The sequence below is a fragment of the Robinsoniella sp. RHS genome, from assembly GCF_001029355.1.
Lineage (GTDB): Bacteria > Bacillota > Clostridia > Lachnospirales > Lachnospiraceae > Robinsoniella > Robinsoniella peoriensis.
Genome location: NZ_JNGB01000016.1, coordinates 97,575 through 116,946, shown reverse-complemented (window position 1 = coordinate 116,946; position 19,372 = coordinate 97,575). Strand labels below are relative to the sequence as shown.

Below are 19,372 nucleotides of genomic sequence, written 5' to 3'. Positions count from 1 at the left end.
TAGAATACAATAAAGAAGGGGTGCGGCATACAGCATGCCACATCCCCGGATATGATCGGTAAAATTACTGCATCAAACTTCCCAATATCTGATTCACAAGTTTGCCATCAGCCACACCTTTAACCTTCGGCATCAGTTCTTTCATAATCCGGCCTTTGTCCTTACCGGTTGGAGCATCGATGCCAAGGCTTTTCAGCACCTCTGAAATAACAGACTTAATCTCGTCTTCGTCCATCATATGTGGCGCAAATTCTTCATATACAGCGATCCGTTTCTTGCATTCTTCTACAATATCAGTACGGTCGGCAGGCGTTAGTTCCAAGGTTTCTTTTGTCTGCTTAATCTCTTTTAATACCACTTCATTTTCTTCCTGCTCTGTCAGATCTTCTCTTTTGTCGATGGCCTTATTTTTTAAAGCGGACAACAGCATGGAAAGTGAATCTTTTCGTTCTTTTTCTCCGGCTTTCATAGCGGCAACCATAGCGCTTCTTACTTCATCTATTTTACTCATTGTGACCTCCTGTAAATAATTTAATAAATATATTTTTGATATACCTTTTATTATAGGAAGCGTGAAAATAAAAGTCAAGGAGAAATCTTTTGAAGGCATTCCCAAAACTGGTAAATATAGGTTTTGATAATTTTTTTCATTTTTTCAAAAAAAACTATTGATTTATTCTGAAAGTTAGTATATACTAACCATTGAAAAGAAGATTAGCGAAAGCTAACTGAAAGAAAAATAGCAAGGAATATTATAATTCTTACGGATGAGGTGGTGAGAAGTGATGCCTTTAACAATGGCGAGTACCGGAGAAATGAACGTTATTAAAAAAGTTGGCGGAAAAGAAGACACCAGAAGATTTCTGGAGAATCTTGGTTTTGTAACAGGAGCGGCTGTTACGGTTGTATCTGCGATTCAGGGAAATGTGATTGTGAATATCAAAGATTCCAGGGTTGCAATTAATCAGGATATGGCAAAAAAAATCATGATTTAAGAGGAGGAGAATGTAATGGCAACATTAAGAGATGTAGCTTGTGGAAACACAGTTACGGTAAGGAAGTTAAATGGCGAAGGTGCATTGAAGCGCCGCATTATGGATATGGGTATTACGAAAGGCTGTAAGGTTTTTGTTCGAAAAGTAGCCCCTCTCGGAGATCCTGTGGAAGTGACTGTACGTGGATATGAGCTGTCCCTTAGAAAACAGGATGCTGAAATTATTGAGGTTGAATAAGGTGGTATAGAGAGTTGTTATAAATATGGAGTTCCATGAACTCTATTATTTTTGAAACAGAGTTAGGTGAAACTAACTATAAAGGAGGAAAAAGAGAAGATGGCAATTCGTATTGCACTTGCAGGTAATCCAAACTGCGGTAAAACAACGATGTTTAACAGCCTGACCGGCTCCAATCAATATGTTGGCAACTGGCCCGGAGTTACTGTTGAGAAAAAGGAAGGTAAATTAAAAGGGCATAAAGATGTGATTATCACAGATTTACCCGGAATTTATTCCTTATCTCCATATACCCTGGAAGAAGTAGTAAGCAGGGACTATATGCTGGATGAAAAACCGGATGTAGTGATCAATCTTGTGGACGCTACGAACCTGGAAAGAAATCTTTATTTAACTACACAAATCCTGGAGCTTGGTATTCCGGTGATTATAGCACTTAATATGATTGATCTTGCTAATAAAAATGGTGATAAAATTAATGTCGGAAAGCTCTCAGAAGCATTGGGATGTGAAGTCCTGGAGACCTCAGCACTAAAAGGCATTGGATTAGCTGAGGTGTCAAACAGAGCAGTTGCTCTGGCGGCTAAACAAAAAACAATGACTTCCCAGCATAAATTTTCCGATAAGGTAGAGAGTTATCTTACAGATATTGAAGATCAGCTTCCTTCAGATCTACCTTCAGAACAGGTTCGCTGGTACAGTATTAAAATGTTTGAAAAAGATCCAAAAGTCATAGAAAAACTTTCTCTTTCTGCAGACAGCAGTAAAGTTATCAAAAATGTTGTGGAAGTGGCTGAAAACGAGATGGATGATGATACAGAAAGTATTATTACCAATGAAAGATATGAGTACATAGAAAAAGTGATTCATAATTGTCTGAAGAAAAAACAAAAAGGGATGACAACTTCAGATAAAATTGATAGAATAGTTACAAACCGCTGGCTGGCACTGCCAATCTTCGCAGCAATTATGTTTTTGGTTTATTATGTTTCCGTAACTACAATTGGTGCAGTGGTAACAGATTTTACAAATGATACTTTATTTGGGGCCTGGATTCAGCCGGCTGTACAGGCAGGTCTTGAAAATATAGGCGCTGCAGAATGGCTGATATCTCTGGTAGTAGACGGTATTATCGGCGGCCTTGCAGCCCCCATTGGATTTGCACCGCAGATGGCAATTTTATTCCTGTTCCTTTCTGTATTAGAAGATTGCGGTTACATGGCGCGTGTTGCATTTATCATGGACCGGGTATTCCGCAGATTCGGACTTTCCGGTAAGAGCTTTATTCCGCTTTTGATCGGTTCCGGATGCGGCGTTCCTGGAATAATGGCAACAAAGACGATTGAAAATGAAGAAAACCGTAAAATGACTATTATGACTACCACATTTATTCCCTGTGGAGCAAAACTGCCGGTTATTGCCTTAATTGCAGGTGCCATTATGGGCGGTGCATGGTGGATGGCTCCGCTGATGTACTTCATTGGAATCTTTGCTGTTGTAATTTCCTGTATTATGTTAAAGAAAACAAAATTATTCGCCGGAGAAGTATCTCCGTTTGTTATTGAATTACCCCAGTATCATATTCCGGATGTGAAAACAGTGCTGCTTCATGTTTGGGAACGTGTATGGAGCTTCCTGAAGAAGGCCGGAACGATTCTGTTCCTCTGCTGTATGGTAATGTGGTTCCTTGGAACTTTCGGTTTTGCCAATGGACAATTTGGAATGGCAGCATCCGAGAATGACAGCTTACTGGCTATTATCGGCGGATTTATTGCACCGATCTTTGCACCTCTCGGATTTGGCAACTGGAAGGCAGTGGCATCTTCCCTTTCCGGTTTCGTTGCCAAAGAAGGTATTGTAAGCACCATGGGCGTTATTGCCGGAATGTCAGATGCGGCAGAAACAGATGCCACATTATGGCAGACTGTTATGACATTCTTCCCAAGTGCCATTGCTGCATTCTCCTTCCTGGTATTTAACCTGTTGGATTCTCCGTGCCTTGCAGCTATCAGCACAATGGCAAAAGAATTCAGAAGTAAAAAATGGACCGCATTTGCTATCATATATCAGAACATATTTGCTTATGCAGTGACTTTAATGATCTTTCAGTTTGGTACGGCCTTCACAGGCGGTGGATTTACAGTAGGAACTGCAGTTGCAGCAATTATATTGATTATTTTCCTGTTTATGCTGTTCCGTCCGGCTTACAATCCGAACAAACACAAACAGGCATCCGGCAAGATGGCGAGAGCGTAACAGCATGGTATAAATTCGAACTTGCACGTAACTGTTTATCCGGTACAACATTGTAAACGCTGCAATGTTGTACGAACTTTATGAATGTAGAAAGAAGGAGGTTTTATGTTAAGTTGGATCACTGCGAATGCAGCAACCGTTAGTATATCAATTGCGATTCTGCTTGTCGTAATCCTGGATGTGCGCTATATCATCAAGCAAAAAGAAAAAGGTGGTATGTGTGCCGGCTGTTCCGGATGCGGCGGGAGTTGCAAGAGTTGTAAACCTCAGCATAAAAAGATAGGTTAAACACTGGATTGCGGGGCGGAGGTATGGGATTAAAGCAGGAAGCTGCTCTGGTTCCATGCATCTGCACCCGCATTTCCTGTACATATCTGAAAATGGAAGAGAGGAGAAAATTTCATGAATCCGGCAAATCTTATTATAATCCTGATTATTGCGGCAGGTGTATTTTTGGCTATCCGTCCCACCATCAAACATATGAAAGGGGAGGGGAGCTGCTGCGGCGGAGGTTCTTCGGATGGTTCCAAAAGAAAGAAGAAGAAACTTACAGAGCCTAAATGCGGAGAAAAGGTTATATACGTGGATGGAATGCACTGCCAAAATTGTAAAGAGAGAGTGGAGGATGCAATCAACCAGATTGATGGTGCGGCAGCGGTGGTACATCTGAAAGAGAAAAGAGCAATTGTTTCGATGAGTCGGGAGATTGCGGATGAACCGCTTATAAAAGCAATTGAAAGTGCAGGTTATCGGGTAAAGAAAATAAATCCGTAAAAACGCACATAGAAGAGTTGAAAATTTTAGTAAAAATAGCAATTGAAAATTCCTGAAAAGCCGATACAATTGAATTAGTAAAACTAATTTACAAAAACTAATTTAGCAAAAATCAAGGAGTCTTAGGAGATAAGGCGCAGGAGGGAATATGCAGAAAACGGAATTAAAAAAAATGGGCAGTATACAGCAAATGGCATATGTACGGAATATAGAATTCAAAGAGGGGCGTGCCTGTGGCATGAAGGCATTTCAGGTGAAGTCCGGTAATATTCAGTTTACGGCTGCCCAGGATAAATGCCTGGATATTGTGGAACTGTCTTACAAAGGAAGAACACTGAACTTTTTAAGTAAGCCGGGTTTACAGAACCGTCAGCATTATGATTCCAGTGGTTTTGAAGCGCAGCGCAGTATAATGGGCGGCCTTTTCTTTACCTGTGGAACTGATAATGTAGGAACACCGGAGCCAGAGGCGAATCCGCCGCTGCCAATGCATGGAAGCCTTCGTTCAACACCTGCAGAGCATGTCTGCGCAGATGCTTACTGGGCGGATACGGAGTATCATATCAGGATATCGGGAGAAATGCGTCAGGCACAGCTTTTTGGTGAAAATGTCGTATTGAGAAGAACAATTGAAACTGTTTTGGGTTCCAATGTGATTCATATACATGATGAATTTGAGAATCAGTCATATGAAGAGGTACCGTTTATGCTGCTTTACCATTGTAATGCAGGTTATCCGTTGCTGGATAAGGGAACTGTGATTGATATACCGACTGATCAAACGGTTCTAAGAGGAGAAGACAGCCAGACCAGTCTGAACTGGAGAGAAATGGAAGAACCGGAAGATGGAAAACCGGAAGAAGTATTTTTTCACCAGGTTCAGGCAGATGAAAAAGGTGATACATATGCAGCTGTCATCAACAAAGATCTGGGGCTGGGGCTAAAAGTTCATTTTAACAAAAACCAGCTCCCCAACCTGACCCAGTGGAAATCAGCCGCTTCCGGGGACTATGCTCTGGGACTGGAACCTTGTAACTGCCGAGTTAACGGCCAGTCCTGGGAAAAAAAGAACAATACGCTGATGACGTTGAAAAGCGGAGAGAAAAAAGCTGTTGATCTAAAATTTGAAATTATAGAGCTGTAATTAAATTTTTTGAACCAAACAATTTTCAGACAAAAGAGAGGTGCAGTCATGTGTCTCTTTTTTTGTTTGACCGGCAGGGTTTTCTGTATAAAGATATCACCAAAAATTTTGTTGATCAATTTCATGGAGTTAGCTAAAACTAACAAAATAATATTTATTATCAGTAAAGACTTGACTTTTTCTGAAAGTTAGCATAAGATAACTATATAAAAATGATTGACCATTACATACTTTAGAGTTGGAAAGGAGCGGTATTATGCCATTAGCGTTAGCAGCGTCCGGTGATAGAAGAATTGTAAAATCTTATTATGGTTCTGAAGAAATGAAGCGCCATCTGGAATCGCTTGGATTTGTCAAGGGACAGGAAGTCGAGGTTCTGGGGGAGAACGCCAGCGGAATGACCTTAATTATAAGGGGAACCCGTATAGCATTAAACCGCAGCCTTGCTCAGAAGATTATGGTGGAATAGTCTGTGACCATGCGGCTTCCATACAGAATCTATGTAAACAATGGTAAATTAGCAGAATAGATGTCATATTCTGCTAATTTTTACAGCAGTGGTTAGTTGCAACTAACTGAAAAACAGCTGGCATAGATAACATTTACCTTTTAAAGTAAAAGAAAGACAGGAGTGATCTAGTTGAAATCAAAAGAATATGACAGTCAGCCGATTCAAAAGCTGATCAACAAAAAAGAACTAATCATAAATGAATTACGCAGCAAAGGGCTTCGAATCACGAAGCAGAGAAAATTAATCATTGATATTATACTGGATGAAGAATGTACCTGCTGTAAGGAAATATATTATCAGGCGCATGGCAAGGATTCTTCTATTGGGATCGCCACGGTATACCGGATGGTGAAAACTTTAGAGGAAATAGGAGCAATAGACAGAAGGAATATGTACCGACTATCCTATGATCAGGAGGCAGGTATTAATAATGGATGTACGATTTTATTAAAAAGTAATGCTACCATCCGTTTGTCCAGGGAACAATGGGCAGAGGTGCTGGAAACAGGATTAAAGAAAAAAGGATTTTTAGCAGAAGATAAAATAGAGGCGGTTTTAGTGCAATAAAGACAGAATATAAGAAAATTGCTGGACGAAAGCCTCCAAATCGTATATATTATAAGGTAATAACTATTGGAGGTGAAACTTGATGTACGAGTCCGGAGAGAATTATTTAGAGACGATATTAATGCTGAAAGAAAAGAACGGTACGGTTCGTTCAATCGACATTGCAAGAGAATTAGAATTTAGTAAGCCCAGTGTCAGCAGGGCAGTAGGAATTTTAAAGGAAAACGGATACATAACAGTAGAAAGCGGCGGAGAGTTAGAACTGACATCGGAAGGTTCTAAACTTGCGAAATCAATATATGAGCGACATAAACTTCTGACGGAGTTTCTGATGAAGGCTGCAGATGTATCAGAGGAAATTGCGGAAAAGGATGCATGTAAAATGGAGCATATCATAAGTCAGGAAGTGTTTCAGGGAATAAAAGAGTATCTGAGTAAGAGTTGACCATGAAAGCAGGTTTCAACTTGTCACGAGGATAAAAATATGTTAATATAATAGAGCGGCAAGGAGGTCAGAGCGAAATAATGTCTGACCTTTTTTGCGTTTTTTACTATAAATAATAAAATGAATGGAGGATACGCAATGAAGATGCGAGGGATTTATACATCCGTTAACGATATTAGAAGACGAGTATTTACTGAAGTTGCAAGACTTTCGTATGAAGGCGGGGATTATTCCAGGATAGAAGAAGTTCCGTTTCAAATTATTCCGGGTGAAGTTGCTTCTTACCGGGAAAGTGTGTTTTTGGAAAGGGCTATTGTAGGAGAGAGGCTTCGCCTATCCATAGGCCTGCCGCTTCGTAAGATGACAGAACATGCACCTATATCAGATGGAATTGAAGAAAGTGCCATTGCAGAAAAGTATTACGATCCGCCCCTTGTAAATATAATAAAGTTTGCCTGTCATTCCTGTCCGGATAATGTAATCCGTGTAACAGATGCCTGTCAGGGGTGCCTTGCTCATCCGTGTGTGGAAGTGTGTCCCAAAGATGCGGTTTCCATAAAAGAGGGCAGATCCATTATTGACCAGGATAAATGCATTAAATGCGGCAAGTGCATTAAGGTATGCCCTTATAATGCCATTATGAAAATAGAACGCCCCTGTGCAAGAGTATGCGGGATGGATGCGATTGGTTCTGATGAACTTGGACGGGCAGATATTGATTATGATAAATGTGTTTCCTGCGGTATGTGCCTGGTAAACTGTCCGTTTGGTGCGATAGCAGATAAAGGCCAGATCTTCCAGACCATACAGGCAATTAAAAGTGATGTTCCCGTATATGCTGCGATTGCACCGGCATTTGTTGGGCAGTTCGGTCCAAAACTGACGCCGGAAAAACTGCGTGATGCATTTAAACAGCTGGGATTTGAAGATGTAGTGGAAGTTGCAATCGGAGCGGATCTGTGTACCATCGAAGAAGCCAAAGATTTCCTTGAAGAAGTTCCGGAGAAACAGCCATTTATGGCAACATCCTGTTGTCCGGCATGGTCTGTAATGGCGAAAAAACTCTATCCTGATCTGGCACCATACATTTCAATGGCATTAACCCCTATGGTTTTAACTGGCCGTTTAATCAAAAAGAAACATCCGGGCTGCAAGGTCGTATTTGTAGGTCCTTGTGCTGCGAAAAAGCTGGAAGCAAGCCGTAAATCTATCCGAAGTGATATTGATTTTGTATTGACTTTTGAAGAATTGATGGGTATGTTTGAAGCCCGGGATGTGGATTTTGATGCGATTACCAATGAAAGTAAACTGTCCGAATCCAGCGGTGACGGAAGAGGATTTGCAGTCAGCGGAGGTGTGGCGAATGCTGTTGTGAACTGTATAAAAGAGTTAGAGCCTAACCGGGAAGTCAAAGTAGTGAGCGCAGAAGGCCTGCGGGACTGCAAAAAAATGCTGATGATGGCAAAAGCAGGAAAGTACAACGGGTATCTGTTGGAAGGAATGGCATGTCCGGGAGGATGCGTAGCAGGAGCCGGAACATTGCAGCCAATCATTAAGTCTTCCGCTGCAGTTAATATCAATAAAAAGAATGCACCTCACCAGGGGGTGTTGTCAAGCGATTATAAAGAGTATCTGGAAAAACTGGAAGAGGAATAGCAGTAAAGGAGGCAGGGGATGATGGTAAACGGACAGCGGATTGTGTTAGAAGGTGTACCCAATGCAAGAGACCTTGGCGGGTATTTGACGGAAGACGGCAGGGTGATTAAAACCCATAGACTTATACGTAGCGGAGCACTGTGGAATTTAACGAAGAAGGATCAGGAGATTCTGATCAGGGAATATGAAGTGAAAACGGATATTGATTTTCGTTCCCATATGGAAGCTGACCAGAAGCCGGATCCAAAGCTTCCCGGTGTGCGTTATGTACAGATTCCTATTATCGATGAGTCGGCAGCAGGAATTACAAGGGAGAATGTGAACGGGCTGGAAGATATGATTCTAAAAGCCAGTGATTACATTCTGAAGAGCAGCAAAGCAGCCGGTGAATTTATGAAGAAGACCTACCGGGATCTGGTAACGAATGAATATTCCATAGCTCAGTACCATAAATTTTTTGATACAGTATCCAGCCATGAGGAAGGTGCTGTACTGTGGCATTGCAGCGTGGGTAAAGACAGAGCCGGAGTCGGAGCGGCATTGGTTCTTCTTGCCCTCGGAGTGCCAAGAGATACGATTATGGAGGATTATTTGCGGACAAACCAGTTTCTGAAGGAAGAGACAGAGCATTTGATAGCGGCTGTGGCAAAAGTCCATAATAGTCCGGAGCTTTTAAAAGCAGCAGCTGAGATAAATGGTGTCTGCAGGGAATACCTGGAAACAGTATTTCAGGCTATGGACGAAAACTGGGGATCAGCCGATAAATTTTTAGAAGAACAGCTGGGACTCACTTCTGAGAAAAGAGAACAATGGACAGAGCGGTTTACTGAACTGCCTGAAATATACAGGTAATGGATAGATGAAGATTGATATTAAAACTATAAAAGATAACTGTTATAATAAATCTTATATCAAAGGTGTTTCGCTGAATGAAAATGGGATGGTCTACGGCGTACATTCCGATATGGATGAATCTTCCGGTATTTTTCATGCCAGCGGGGATGTGGAAGGAAGTTCCGGTACAGATTACCATGTCTGGTTTGATTATGATGTGGAATCAGAAGATTTCCTGGAGTATGAATGTGAATGTCCTGCATTTTTTAAATATCCAGGTATGTGCAAACATTGTGTGGCCCTTGCACTAAAGTATGCCTCATCCACCAAGTCTAAGGCACTGTATGATTTTGAAAAATTCAAAATTCAGCAGTTAAAGTCTAAAAAAGTTCATACGGCGCCGGAATTATCCAAGCTTATCTTTGAATATACCATGCAGAAGAAAGCACAGTTTCTGCAGCCGGATGTTACGGGTAATATAGATCTTGAGCCAACCCTGATACGGGACTATTCCGGTTGGTCACTGGGGTTTCGTGTCGGTGCAGAAAATAAATATGTTGTAAAGGATATCCATTCATTTCTGGAGGCGATAGACCGGAATGAAAAGGTGGATTATGGGAAAAAGTTAGGCTTTATCCATGAAATGGGTGCTTTTACAAAACAGGCGCAGGAGATCATTTCCTATCTGAAAAAGTATATAGGTGAGTACCGTTACTACCACAACAGCACTTATTATATGCCCAGTATGCGATATTTTAAAATATCGGATGAAGCAAGGGGGGCTTTTTTACACATGATGGTGGATAAGTCCTGTAATCTGGATGATTATCTGACCAGAGATAAGGAGTTATTTGTGGTAAAGGAAAATCCCACGCTGTATTTTGGATTGGAACGGTTGGGCGAAGGCGGAGGATTTTCCCTTGTGGTTCCGGAAGAGGAAGCGTTTCTGGGAAATGGGAAGCTGTATCTGCGAAGCGGCAGAACCGTATACGAGTGCGATGCCGATTTCACGCGGGAGATGGGGTCTGTCTGCAGAATAGGCAAGATCAATAAAGAAGTGGTTCTGGATGTGGAAGAAAAGGATATGAGTTCTTTTTGCAGTTCTTTACTGCCGGTTCTAAAAAAATATACACAGCTTAAAGTGGATGGGGATCTGGATAAATATATTCCCCATGAAGCACTTATTAAAATTTATATTGACTATGACCAGGGGTTTATTACCGCAAAAATGGAAGCGGAATATGGTGAAAAGGTCTATGATCTTACGGAACATTATGATTTCAGTAATGCTTTTCGGGATATTCAAAAAGAAGCGATGGCGGTAAAAACGGTTGAATCTTATTTTGAAGGGATCAGTACAGATAACCGTTTTTGGATTGATGAAGAAAATGAGGATATGGTTTACCATCTTCTGACTACCGGTATTTACCAGATAGAAAAAGCGGGAGAAGTCTATATTTCGGAAGCTTTTCAGAAGCTTAAGGTTACCGGGGCCTCCAAGATTACAGTGGGAATTTCGGTAAAAGGCGGATTGCTGGATCTTCAGGTAGACGCGGGGAATCTTTCGAAAGAAGACCTGAAGGGGATGCTTCAGAGTTACCGTCAGAGAAAAAAATACCACCGATTAAAAAATGGTGATTTCATAGAACTTGAGGATAATGGACTGGCAGTTATATCTGAGCTGGCTGACGGACTGAACTTAAAAGCCGGAGAGATTTCCGGCGGATCTATTGAGATACCAAAATATCGGGCGTTTTATCTGGATCAGGTTCTGAAAAGTGAAGGTACGGAGGTTCATCGGGATGCATCATTTAAGTCTATGATCCGTAATATGAAGGATGTGGAAGACAGTGATTATGAAGTACCGGTTTCTTTGAAGAAGGTTATGAGAAATTACCAGAAGACGGGATTTCGATGGCTGTGTACACTGGATGCTATGGGATTTGGCGGGATATTAGCTGATGATATGGGGCTTGGAAAGACGCTTCAGATTATAGGTTTTCTCTTGAAGAAGAAAGAAGACAATGAGAAAAAAGAGCCCACCCTGATTGTATGTCCGGCCTCTCTTGTTTATAACTGGGAAAGTGAGATAGAGAAATTTGCACCGGATCTGAATGTATTAGTTTTGGCCGGGGGCATGGCAGAACGAAGAGATCTGCTAAGAGGATATAAGGATTTTGATGTTATCGTAACTTCCTATGATCTTTTAAAGCGTGATATCGAAGAATATGAGGGCAAACATTTTTTTGCCCAGGTAATTGACGAAGCACAAAATATTAAAAATCACACAACCCAGGCATCAAAGGCTGTTAAATTCATCCAGGCGGAAGTGAAATTTGCACTCACCGGAACCCCCATAGAAAACCGGTTGAGTGAGTTGTGGAGTATTTTTGATTATCTGATGCCGGGATTGCTGAACAGCTATGAAAAATTCAAAACAGAGTATGAAACACCAATCGTCCAGGCAAAGGATGAGATTGTGACCAGGCGTCTGCAGAAAATGATTAAGCCCTTTATTCTGCGGCGGCTTAAGTCTGAGGTATTAAAAGACCTTCCGGAAAAAGAAGAAAATGTTATTTATTCCAAATTGGAAGGAGAGCAGAATGAGCTCTACCGCGCCAATGTAAACAAGCTTTTGGAAACCCTTAATCAAACCAGCAAAGAAGAATTCCAAACTGGCAAAATACAGCTTCTGGCACAGCTTACCAGACTTCGCCAGGTCTGTTGTGCACCGTCACTGGTGTATGAGGATTATAAGGGGGGAGCGGCAAAACTGGATACCTGCATGGAATTGATAAAAAATGCAGTAGAAGGCGGTCACAAAATACTGGTATTTTCACAGTTTACAAGTCTCTTTGTGCTTCTGGAGAAAGAGCTGGAAAAGGCAAAAATCAGAAATTACAAACTTACCGGAGCAACTGCAAAATCCAGGAGGGCGCAATTGGTAGCGGAATTTAATGAAAATGATGTACCGGTATTCCTGATATCTTTGAAGGCGGGAGGAACGGGACTCAATCTCACCGGTGCAAGTATTGTAATTCATTTTGATCCCTGGTGGAATGTAGCGGCGCAGAATCAGGCAACTGACAGAGCACACAGGATTGGACAGAAGAATACGGTGAGTGTCTACAAACTAATAGCAAAAAATACCATTGAAGAAAAAATACTTCTGCTTCAGGAAGCGAAAAAGAATCTGTCAGATCAGATTATTTCGGAAGATGGCGTGTCCGTATCTAATTTATCAAAAGAAGATTTTATGGGTATATTGGAAACTGTTTAAGGTTTTATAATACAAAGAGTCAGCAGATACGCCGGGGTGGTGGTTATCTGCTGACTCTTTGCATGGCTGAAAATAATAATTGCGTAATATGAAATCATTATATTTATTCTACCTGAAAGTTTAATGATGATTCACTTGGGCGGCAGTAAACACGGCAACAGAACGTGGTTCCAGCCGGAAAGCATGATCTTCCATGACTGCCATATCAGAGGATTGGATGCATGTTCTCAGCGGATCTTCTTCGGCAGTATTGACTGCAAGCCGCCATTTCAGCGGCTCCTGCAATGAAGGAAGTGTGATAGTCAGTGGTTCCCAGTAAACATTGACAGCCAGATACACAATATCATCCCCTGACTCATCGGGAAGCCGTCCGGAAAACAAAATACCGATCATTTTTGATTCGGAAGTAACATGGCTTTCATAGGGATTTAACTGGTGAATACTGATGGCTTCCAGATTACAGAAACTGGGTGCGAGGCTGCATCTAATCGCAGGGTGGCTGCGGCGAAATGTTATCATATAGGAAAAAAAGTCAAACATATCCTGGTTTTTTTCCAGCAGAGTCCAATCCAGCCAGGAAATTTCATTATCCTGACAATAGGGATTATTGTTCCCAAACTGAGTATTGCAAAATTCATCTCCAGCCAGGAACATAGGGGTGCCACGGCTGCACATCAGTACGGCACAGGCATTTTTGATCATCCGGTGACGTAATTTTAAGACTTGCGGATCTGTGGTATCACCTTCTGCGCCGCAGTTCCAGCTGCGGTTATCATTGGTTCCATCCGTATTATTCCATCCGTTTGCTTCATTGTGCTTCTCATTATAAGAATAGAGATCATATAAGGTGAAACCGTCGTGGCAGGTCAGAAAATTAACAGATGCATTATAGCCCCGCTGTTTGGGGTCATAGAGGTCCGGAGAGCCGATAATGCGTTTAACGGCTTCAGGAGCAAGCCAGTAATCCCCTTTTAAAAAGCTCCGAAGATCATCCCGGTATTTTCCGTTCCATTCCGCCCAGCGGTGCCAGGACGGGAAGGTACCCACCTGATAGAGACCACCTGCATCCCAGGCTTCCGCAATCAGTTTTACATTGCCAAGTATCGGATCAAATGCAAGACTTTGCAGCAGCGGAGGTTTGCTCATTGGAGAACCGTCTTCGTTACGGCCCAGGATGGCAGCAAGGTCAAAGCGAAATCCGTCAACCCGGTAATTGGTGACCCAGTAGCGGAGACATTCCAGTATCATCTGCTGGACGATGGGGTGATTGCAGTTTAAGGTGTTGCCGCATCCGCTGAAGTTATAATATTTTCCGTCCGGCGTCAGCATATAATAGATATTGTTGTCAAATCCTTTAAAAGAAAAATACGGTCCGGCTTCATTTCCTTCTGCCGTATGATTAAAAACTACATCTAAAATTACTTCTATGCCGTTTTCATTGAGAGACTTTATCAGATTTTTAAGCTCCAGTCCTTCCTGGTTCGCTTCGTTATGGGAGGCGTAGCTGGTATTGGGAGAAAAAAAGCCCACGGTATTATAGCCCCAGTAGTTTAGAAGTTCTTTTCCGTTCACTTCCCTGCGGTCGCTCATTTCATCGAATTCGAAAATCGGCATCAGTTCAACCGCATTTATTCCCAGCCTTTTTAAATATGGAATTTTTTCCTTTAATCCGTCAAAAGTTCCCGGATGCTGAACTCCTGAGGAGATATGTTTTGTAAATCCCCGGATATGAAGCTCGTAGATGACCAGATCTTCCATTGTAATCAGGGGCTGACTGAAGTTGCCCCAGTCAAAGTTGTTTTTTACGACCCGTGCCCGGTACTGGACATCACATGAGGATTGCACACCCCACACACTTTGTCCGGTTACAGCTCTGGCATAGGGATCCAGCAGCGGCTTTGTCTTATCGAAAATGAACCCTTTTTCCGGCTGGTAAGGGCCATCCAGACGAAAGGCATACTCGAAATCCGCCATATTCAGACCAAATACAATCATAGAAAAGACATGCCCGATCTTATAAGTATCGGGGTATTTCAGGACGGCATAGGGTGAGCATTGTCCGGGATGGTAGAGCAGCAGTTCGCAGGAGACGGCATTATGGGAATGAACGGTAAAACTGATTCCACCCGGTATAGCAGTGACGCCGTTAATTTCATAAAATCCTGGACGAACCTTGTATCCTTCTACTGTATCTAACGGAAGGAGATGGTTGCTCATCATAGAAGGCAGTACTTTTGTGGAATACTCTTTTGTTGAAATTACTGTGGATTTTTTCATTATTATACCCCCTGCATATCGCAGGTTCCGCCTGCGATACTGCATTATTAAGTAGTTAAAAAGATGCCGCATTGGCTGCGGCTGATGCCTATTTACCGATAGCATCCAGAATATAGTCCAGTTCTTTGGCGCAGGTAGACCGTTCATAGTGAATACCGTCTATAGTCTCGAAGCCGGTTTTATTCAGATAGCGGTAGGTATTGATTACACTGGTGCCAAAAGCCGCTTTTAATTTACGGTTAAAAGTCCGGATCTGAGCATCTGTATGATAAGTGAAGGTGCTGTCCACAGGTGTAATAGTAGTAATATAAATTCTGGTTTGTGGATACTGATTCATAAGCTCCCGACAGAGGGCAATGTATCCTTCAATATCCTGCATATCGTTGACCCCCATACAGATGACGGCAGTTCGTCCGGGATCTTTATCCAGGAACTTTTTTAATTCTACAAATGCGGTGTTTTGAAACCACGGAAGCCTTGCACCGCTTTTTGTAATAAATTGAATGTTTTTCGTATGGTCATCCAGGATCTGTTCTTTACCTTTTGTCCTGGAAGCTCCAACAAAGACAGTTGAGCTTTTTCCCTGTGCAGATCGATTACTTACACGTATGGTACAGGAGGCTGATGACGGATTTTTCACAGATGAAGCTGTTATAACAGCTGTTCCGGACTGCAAAGCTTTTATATTGCCGGCGCTGTCAACCGACACTGTTGCGGGGGCGCTGGAAACAAATGTTACCCGGTCAGCTGCCATTATTTTCCCGTTTTTATAAGGAGTGATCTTATTTGACTCACCTGCAAAGAGGTTCTGTACATATTTTTCAAAGGTAATTTCTGATTTTTTAGGGGACACAATTACCGTACATCTTGTTTTCACTGATGCAGCTCCTTTTACGGAGCAGACGATGACTGCTTTGCCAGGTTTTATACCGGTAATCAGTCCTTTGGAAGATATTTTAGCTACTTTCATATTAAGAGAGCGGTATTTTATCTTTTTTCTGGTGGCATTCTGTGGTACCACATGTGCAATACATTTTACTGTCTGGCCTTCTTTTACGGAAAGAGCAGGACGCTTTAATTTGATAGAGACAGGAGGAACTTTGGAAAACCTGCCTGCAGAGACATTCATATTAAGGGAAAAGAATGTGGTAAGTACCAGCAAAACGAGACACAATTTTTGGAATTTCTTATGCATGATTCAATCCTTCACTTGCTGTTAATATTTTATTCATAGATGTAACCCATTATACACAAGGAAAAAAGCATTAGCAACATCTATAATATGAACTTTTGCTTAAGTTTTCATACATGACTTTTATATATTAATCTGGTATGATATACTGTATGAGAGCCTGTCATGTAACGATCATGCAGCAGGCAGTTATCAAACATGTTCAGGCTAAAGAAAATCAGTGTATCGTGAGCTGAAAAAGTACGACATAAGGGGTGAAAAAATGAAGGGAAATACTAAGAAGAAAAAAATAATTTTAGGGGTAGTAATTGGATTTTTCGTGATTATAATTGGTGTTTACCTGGGAATTGCAGTTTATTTTACGAAGCATTTCTACGGCGGCACGGTTATAAACGGTCTGGATTGCAGTAATGCAACCGTTGCCCAGGTAGAGGATAAGATACAGGAGAGTATCCTTGTATACAATCTTACTTTAAAAGGACGTGATAACTTTGAAGAAGTGATTACGGCGGAACAGCTGGGTTTTCAGTACACAGATGAAGAACAGGAAGTAGAGAAGCTCTTAAAAGCCCAGGAGCCATTTTTATGGTTTTTACATATGGGAAAACAAGAGAATTACGAAACATCGGTTAATACTTCCTATGATAAAGAGCTGGTGTCTTCACTGGTTAAGAATTTAAAGTGTTTTAAGGATGGAAATATCGTGGAACCGAAAGATGCTTACATAGAAGAGACGGCCACCGGCTTTGAGATCGTCCCGGAAGTGGCGGGAAATACCATGGATCAGGAGCAGGTGAAACAGGCAATTATTGATGCGGTAGACAAACATAAAACAGAACTATCTTTTGAAGAAGCAGGACTTTACAAGAATCCTGAAGTCTACAGCAACAATGAAAAAATGGTTAATCAGGTGGAAGAACTCAACCGCTTAACCCAGGCAGAGATTACTTTCGATTTTGTTGACCGTAAGATGGTAGCAGACAGAGGTCAGATCAGAGAATGGCTGGTTGAAGGGGATAATGGAGAATACTCCATTGATGAAGATAAAGTAAGGCAGTGGGTCAATAAAATGGCGGCGGAAACGGATACGTTCGGACTCAGCAGGGAATTTAAGACCTCAAAAGGAGATACGATCACTTTGGAGGGCGGAGACTATGGCTGGGCGACGGATGTGGATGCTACAACCGAGATTTTATTAGAGGCTTTAAAAGCAGGCAAGGTGGAGACTCTGGAACCGGAATATGTCTATACCGCTATGGACCGGTCCACAAATGATATTGGTGATACTTACGTAGAGGTAAGCATTGAAGAACAGCGGATGTGGTGTTATAAAGACGGAGACCTGATTGTAGACACTCCGATTGTAACCGGAAACTCTTCCAAAGGATGGGATACGCCGAAGGGTGGATGCTGGGCAATAGATGCCAAGAAGCGTAACGCGATTCTAAAGGGAGAAGGTTATGCATCACCCGTAGATTACTGGCTGCCATTCAATGGGGACGTGGGTATCCATGACCTGAACCGTCCTGCATTTGGCGGAGAGATCTATAAGACAGATGGTTCTCATGGATGTGTGAACACGCCCTATGATAATGCAGAAAAAATTTATGAAGCAGTAGAGATTGGAACACCGGTTATTGTATATTAAAAAATACCTTGACGTTTTCTATACAGTTAAATATAATAGAGTCAAATAAATTTACTGATAAGTTAGAGAAAGGATTTTTGCAATATGGACAGTTCAGAAGATAATGATGGCATTTGTGATATATGCAGGGGACGTTTAGGGCAAAAACCTTAGAAAATAATGGAAAGAGGCATAATCTGATTTTTACGTAGATTATGTCTTTTTGTGCATTTTAAGTTTTTTGAGTTCGGTATTTGCATAATGAAATCACAGGAGGAACGAAATGAAATTTTTTAAAAAGCAGTCACCGGGAAGGTTGATTGCGTTGGGATTTGCATTGGTTATTTTTGCAGGTGCTTTGATTTTGATGCTGCCCATATCGGTAAATGATGGGGCTGAAGTAAGTTTTATCAATGCCTTATTTACATCCACCAGCGCAGTCTGTGTAACGGGCTTAATTGCCATTGACACGGCAGAGCATTTTACAGTGTTTGGAAGAACGGTGGTGGCACTTCTGATTCAGATAGGCGGTTTAGGAGTTACGGCTGTCGGTGTTACTTTTATTCTTGCAGCCGGAAAACGTGTGGGAATTAAGGGGAGGCTTTTAGTAAAAGAAGCCATGAACCTGAACAGTTTTAAAGGTGTTGTGCGTCTGGTTAAGGCTGTGTTACTTATGACCCTGTGTTTTGAAGGAGCCGGAGTAATTTTAAGTTTTATTGTATTTGTGCAGGATTTTCCACCCCTTGATGCACTTGGCATCAGTTTATTCCATTCGGTGGCAGCATTTAATAACTCCGGATTTGATATTCTGGGAGGATTACAAAACCTGATACCATATCAGAATAACGTACTTTTAAACCTGACTACCTGCGGGCTGATTATTTTTGGCGGTTTGGGATTTCTGGTTATTTTAGATATAATTAAGACACGTTCTTTTAAGAAACTAAGGCTTCATTCTAAAGTAGTTATTACCATGAGTATTTTCCTGCTGGCTATTGGTACGATTCTATTGAAGCTGACAGAAGATATCACCTGGCTGGGAGCATTTTTCCAGAGTGTTTCCGCACGTACAGCAGGATTTAGTACATATCCAATCGGCAGCTTTACAAATGCCGGGTTGTTTGTTCTGACTATTTTAATGTTTATCGGAGCTTCACCGGGATCTACCGGAGGCGGTATTAAAACCAGTACTTTTTTTGCATTGATGCAGGCTACCAAAAGCTCGGCTACGAATCAGCACAGTGCAGCATTTCGCCGTAAGATTCCCACAGAGGTAATCACAAAGGCTTTTATCATTACGTTCCTGGCGCTGCTTGTAGTATGTACCGGTACATTTGCACTATGTATTTTAGAGCCGGACTGTTCTTTTATTCAGTTGTTTTTTGAAGTGACGTCTGCATTTGGTACAGTGGGATTGTCTACGGGAATTACACCGGATCTTTGTGTGGCAAGTAAAGTGGTACTGATTATTACCATGTTTATCGGGAGGCTTGGACCGCTGACCATTGCATCTTTATGGGCATTTAAGGCAACTTCGAATGTAAGTTATACAGAAGAAACAATTATTATAGGTTAGC

Annotated in this window: 17 protein-coding genes; 14 read left to right on the top strand and 3 right to left on the bottom strand. The window is 41.7% G+C overall.

Going from position 1 to position 19,372, the window contains the following annotated elements:
• Nucleotides 1-64: 64 nt before the first annotated feature.
• Nucleotides 65-511 carry a GatB/YqeY domain-containing protein gene (locus tag RHS_RS08955; protein ID WP_027296878.1) on the bottom strand — a complete coding sequence of 149 codons (447 nt, stop codon included), beginning with the start codon at nt 509-511 and terminating at the stop codon, nt 65-67.
• A gap of 274 nt (nt 512-785) precedes the next feature.
• Here RHS_RS08955 and RHS_RS08950 point away from each other — a divergent pair, with 274 nt between their 5' ends.
• The 12 genes from RHS_RS08950 to RHS_RS08895 all read left to right on the top strand — a co-directional run bounded on the left by RHS_RS08950 (nt 786) and on the right by RHS_RS08895 (nt 12,699).
• Complete coding sequence (locus RHS_RS08950; protein ID WP_044289772.1) at nt 786-995, top strand: FeoA family protein; 210 nt, start codon at nt 786-788, stop codon at nt 993-995.
• A 15-nt stretch (nt 996-1,010) separates the two neighbouring features.
• On the top strand, nt 1,011-1,232 hold the full coding sequence (locus tag RHS_RS08945) for a ferrous iron transport protein A (RefSeq protein WP_027296880.1): 222 nt from the start codon (nt 1,011-1,013) through the stop codon (nt 1,230-1,232).
• Between the two features lie 99 nt (nt 1,233-1,331).
• Nucleotides 1,332-3,488 (top strand): ferrous iron transport protein B, encoded by a 2,157-nt coding sequence (gene feoB / locus RHS_RS08940; protein WP_044296632.1) that lies wholly within the window; start codon nt 1,332-1,334, stop codon nt 3,486-3,488.
• 105 nt (nt 3,489-3,593) lie between these two features.
• A complete protein-coding gene (locus RHS_RS08935) occupies nt 3,594-3,776 on the top strand; it encodes a FeoB-associated Cys-rich membrane protein (RefSeq protein ID WP_044289774.1) in 183 nt (60 codons plus the stop codon).
• Between the two features lie 114 nt (nt 3,777-3,890).
• On the top strand, nt 3,891-4,262 hold the full coding sequence (locus RHS_RS08930) for a heavy-metal-associated domain-containing protein (RefSeq protein WP_044296631.1): 372 nt from the start codon (nt 3,891-3,893) through the stop codon (nt 4,260-4,262).
• Nucleotides 4,263-4,410: 148 nt separating this feature from the next.
• On the top strand, nt 4,411-5,406 hold the full coding sequence (locus RHS_RS08925; protein WP_047832980.1) for an aldose 1-epimerase family protein: 996 nt from the start codon (nt 4,411-4,413) through the stop codon (nt 5,404-5,406).
• 256 nt (nt 5,407-5,662) lie between these two features.
• Nucleotides 5,663-5,875 (top strand): ferrous iron transport protein A, encoded by a 213-nt coding sequence (locus RHS_RS08920; RefSeq protein ID WP_027296882.1) that lies wholly within the window; start codon nt 5,663-5,665, stop codon nt 5,873-5,875.
• 171 nt (nt 5,876-6,046) lie between these two features.
• Complete coding sequence (locus tag RHS_RS08915) at nt 6,047-6,484, top strand: transcriptional repressor (RefSeq protein WP_047832979.1); 438 nt, start codon at nt 6,047-6,049, stop codon at nt 6,482-6,484.
• A gap of 82 nt (nt 6,485-6,566) precedes the next feature.
• Nucleotides 6,567-6,929: a metal-dependent transcriptional regulator gene (locus tag RHS_RS08910; RefSeq protein ID WP_027296884.1), complete on the top strand. Its 363-nt coding sequence runs from the start codon at nt 6,567-6,569 to the stop codon at nt 6,927-6,929.
• 144 nt (nt 6,930-7,073) lie between these two features.
• Nucleotides 7,074-8,585 carry a 4Fe-4S dicluster domain-containing protein gene (locus RHS_RS08905; RefSeq protein WP_027296885.1) on the top strand — a complete coding sequence of 504 codons (1,512 nt, stop codon included), beginning with the start codon at nt 7,074-7,076 and terminating at the stop codon, nt 8,583-8,585.
• An 18-nt stretch (nt 8,586-8,603) separates the two neighbouring features.
• On the top strand, nt 8,604-9,437 hold the full coding sequence (locus RHS_RS08900) for a tyrosine-protein phosphatase (protein ID WP_395021866.1): 834 nt from the start codon (nt 8,604-8,606) through the stop codon (nt 9,435-9,437).
• Nucleotides 9,438-9,444: 7 nt separating this feature from the next.
• Nucleotides 9,445-12,699, top strand: a complete 3,255-nt coding sequence (locus RHS_RS08895; RefSeq protein ID WP_047832978.1) for a DEAD/DEAH box helicase — start codon at nt 9,445-9,447, stop codon at nt 12,697-12,699.
• 120 nt (nt 12,700-12,819) lie between these two features.
• Here the strand turns inward: RHS_RS08895 and RHS_RS08890 are convergent, their stop codons facing one another.
• Together RHS_RS08890 and RHS_RS08885 are read right to left on the bottom strand one after the other, a co-directional pair.
• Nucleotides 12,820-14,976 (bottom strand): glycogen debranching protein, encoded by a 2,157-nt coding sequence (locus RHS_RS08890; RefSeq protein ID WP_395021863.1) that lies wholly within the window; start codon nt 14,974-14,976, stop codon nt 12,820-12,822.
• Between the two features lie 88 nt (nt 14,977-15,064).
• Nucleotides 15,065-16,171: an Ig-like domain-containing protein gene (locus RHS_RS08885; protein WP_047832977.1), complete on the bottom strand. Its 1,107-nt coding sequence runs from the start codon at nt 16,169-16,171 to the stop codon at nt 15,065-15,067.
• A gap of 259 nt (nt 16,172-16,430) precedes the next feature.
• Between RHS_RS08885 and RHS_RS08880 the strand changes: the two genes are divergently transcribed.
• Complete coding sequence (locus tag RHS_RS08880; protein WP_044296626.1) at nt 16,431-17,816, top strand: L,D-transpeptidase family protein; 1,386 nt, start codon at nt 16,431-16,433, stop codon at nt 17,814-17,816.
• 262 nt (nt 17,817-18,078) lie between these two features.
• A complete protein-coding gene (locus tag RHS_RS08875) occupies nt 18,079-19,371 on the top strand; it encodes a TrkH family potassium uptake protein (protein WP_027296890.1) in 1,293 nt (430 codons plus the stop codon).
• Nucleotide 19,372: the final 1 nt, after the last annotated feature.

Bases quoted from the DNA above. Each gene is read 5' to 3' on its own strand.
- RHS_RS08895 (WP_047832978.1), top strand. From the start codon at position 9,445: ATGAAGATTGATATTAAAACTATAAAAGATAACTGTTATAATAAATCT.
- RHS_RS08955 (WP_027296878.1), bottom strand. From the start codon at position 511: ATGAGTAAAATAGATGAAGTAAGAAGCGCTATGGTTGCCGCTATGAAA.
- RHS_RS08930 (WP_044296631.1), top strand. From the start codon at position 3,891: ATGAATCCGGCAAATCTTATTATAATCCTGATTATTGCGGCAGGTGTA.
- RHS_RS08900 (WP_395021866.1), top strand. From the start codon at position 8,604: ATGATGGTAAACGGACAGCGGATTGTGTTAGAAGGTGTACCCAATGCA.
- RHS_RS08950 (WP_044289772.1), top strand. From the start codon at position 786: ATGCCTTTAACAATGGCGAGTACCGGAGAAATGAACGTTATTAAAAAA.
- feoB (WP_044296632.1), top strand. From the start codon at position 1,332: ATGGCAATTCGTATTGCACTTGCAGGTAATCCAAACTGCGGTAAAACA.
- RHS_RS08945 (WP_027296880.1), top strand. From the start codon at position 1,011: ATGGCAACATTAAGAGATGTAGCTTGTGGAAACACAGTTACGGTAAGG.
- RHS_RS08880 (WP_044296626.1), top strand. From the start codon at position 16,431: ATGAAGGGAAATACTAAGAAGAAAAAAATAATTTTAGGGGTAGTAATT.
- RHS_RS08920 (WP_027296882.1), top strand. From the start codon at position 5,663: ATGCCATTAGCGTTAGCAGCGTCCGGTGATAGAAGAATTGTAAAATCT.
- RHS_RS08905 (WP_027296885.1), top strand. From the start codon at position 7,074: ATGCGAGGGATTTATACATCCGTTAACGATATTAGAAGACGAGTATTT.
- RHS_RS08875 (WP_027296890.1), top strand. From the start codon at position 18,079: ATGAAATTTTTTAAAAAGCAGTCACCGGGAAGGTTGATTGCGTTGGGA.
- RHS_RS08935 (WP_044289774.1), top strand. From the start codon at position 3,594: ATGTTAAGTTGGATCACTGCGAATGCAGCAACCGTTAGTATATCAATT.
- RHS_RS08890 (WP_395021863.1), bottom strand. From the start codon at position 14,976: ATGAAAAAATCCACAGTAATTTCAACAAAAGAGTATTCCACAAAAGTA.
- RHS_RS08910 (WP_027296884.1), top strand. From the start codon at position 6,567: ATGTACGAGTCCGGAGAGAATTATTTAGAGACGATATTAATGCTGAAA.
- RHS_RS08925 (WP_047832980.1), top strand. From the start codon at position 4,411: ATGCAGAAAACGGAATTAAAAAAAATGGGCAGTATACAGCAAATGGCA.
- RHS_RS08885 (WP_047832977.1), bottom strand. From the start codon at position 16,171: ATGCATAAGAAATTCCAAAAATTGTGTCTCGTTTTGCTGGTACTTACC.